General features: G+C 36.7%; 2 protein-coding genes. Both read left to right on the forward strand.

Annotation, left to right across the window (positions count from 1 at the left end):
* Nucleotides 1–1,263, forward strand: a 1,263-nt coding sequence (locus AC1DUW_RS26445) for a sodium:solute symporter family protein (protein ID WP_477643884.1), incomplete at its 5' end; no start/stop codon positions are given.
* A gap of 693 nt (nt 1,264–1,956) precedes the next feature.
* Nucleotides 1,957–2,270: zinc-ribbon domain-containing protein (locus tag AC1DUW_RS26450; RefSeq protein ID WP_477643885.1), on the forward strand; the 314-nt coding region annotated here is incomplete at its 3' end.

The raw sequence follows: 2,270 nt of genomic DNA on the forward strand, positions 1-2,270 counted from the left end.
GGTGGAGCGTCGACAATTGGTACAACAAAATTAGGCTACCAATTTGGTCTTTCGGGTGTATGGCTCGTATTTATGATTGGTTTAGGCATATTAGCGATAGGTATCCTCTTAGTAAAAAAAGTATATAACCTTAAAGTGTTGACTATTAGTGAATTGCTCGAAAAACGCTTTAATTTACATTCTCGGTTAATTAGTGCGTTAGTGTCAGCGATTTACACGATGATGGTATCTGTTTCATCAGTTATCGGGATGGGAACGATTCTTAATGTTGTACTCGGATGGGATTTAAAAATTTCCATGATTCTAGGCGGAGGAATTGTACTTTTCTATACTATGTTAGGTGGAATGTGGTCAGTAACAATGACGGATATTATACAATTTGTCGTTATGACCATAGGCATCTTCTTTATATTGTTACCAATGAGTTATTCAAACGCAGGAGGATGGGGGACACTTCAAACAAAGTTACCAACGAGCTATTTTGATTTGGGAAGCATTGGTTCTGATGTTATTATCCAATACTTCTTGCTTTTCTGTCTGGGAATCATTGTAGRCCAAGATATATGGCAGCGGATATTTACTGCACGTACTATCAAAATAGCTCGGTATGGCACGATTGGAGCGGGAATGTATTGCATTTTATACGCAATTGCTCTGAGTATAATTGGAATGTGTGCTGCAGTCATCATTCCAAATTTAGAGGACCCTCAGAACGCTTTTACTAGCATGGCAGTGAAAACATTGCCAAACGGCGCTTTGGGCATCGTTCTAGCTGGTGTTGCCTCAGCAATTATGTCTACTGCTTCTGGAACAATGCTTGCCTCTTCTACCTTAATTGTTAATGATATCATTAAGGGATATCTATACCCTGGAATGAATGAAAAGCAACTCTTGAAGACATCTAGGATTACAACACTAACCATTGGCATAGTGACCATTATTTGTGCACTCTGGATTAAGGACGTATTAGTTGCACTTGATGTTGCGTATGCTATTTTATCAGGAGCTATCTTTTTCCCTGTTATTTTCGGACTTTTCTGGAAGAAAGCTACTGCTATAGCTGCTTTTTACTCTATAATAGCAAGTACCGCGGTAATTATAATTGGACTTGCGGTTAAAGGAATAACATCTACTGATCCTATCATATATGGGCTTGCAGCTAGCTTGGTAACAATTGTAGTAATTTCCTATTTCGGCAAAGCGGATAAGAAGATGATAAAGGAAGATGTTAATCAGAGTGATGATACAAAAAATTTTGGTTAAGAAATACGGTTCTGGTGCAAAAACTTCAAGATAATTGCAAGTAATCTCTAAATTTTGGACATACTGATACTATTACTCTAAAAAAGGGGTATGATCGGTATGGAAAAGGTTCTGGTGCAAAAATAATGCAATAGAACCATAGAATAGTAATACCCTGTTAACTTTGGGATTAAGCAGCTACTCCGAACAACTTATGAATGAATTCAACCTCATTTTGGGCAGATTTTGCCCGTTGATGAGGCGCGACAGTAGGTGGTTTACCGTGGTCGTCGGAGTTAGACTAACGGATGGGCTCAAAGGCACCATAGTTCAACGACCTTCTTCGCCAGCCATTAAAACATTATCGAAATAGAGACCAATTTTCATTCTATGTGGTGAAGCGCTGGTTTTTGCGCTTCATGGATGGCTAACGGATGAGTTAGTTGATTAAGGAACACAAATGATCAAGATTTTTTATAAAAGTATGATTCAATTGAATATATTAAGAGCCTGTTTTGATTAAGCTTTTTTCAAAACAGGCTCTTTTTTATTGTTTGTTTATCAAGGTTATTAGTATTAATTTGATCAAGCCTTCCTTCAAAACAATAGTAGTTTACAAAAAATAAAAGTAAGAATGCTTTTTAATTGTCTAATTATTGTAAATTTAGGATATGAATAAATTAATAAACTACGTTTTTTTTGGGAGTGATATAAATGAAGAAAAGTTTAACAAGTGTATATCCAGAGTTGATCGATGAATGGGACTATGAATTAAACGGTGATATAAAGCCTAGTGATGTTCCTCCAAAAGGAAGACAGCATGTATGGTGGAAATGCAAAGAAGGACATCCAAGTTATGAGGCTAAATTAGCATCGAGATCTAATGGAACAGGATGCCCATATTGCAAAGGTTCAGAAGTGTGTTTTGAACGTTCATTATTAGGAAAAAGACCAGATTTAGTAGCCATGTGGGACAAAGAGAGAAATAATTCATTAACTCCAGATATGGTGCTTGCTGGTTCCAATAT

The organism is Peribacillus sp. P4_C12 (genome assembly GCF_056402095.1).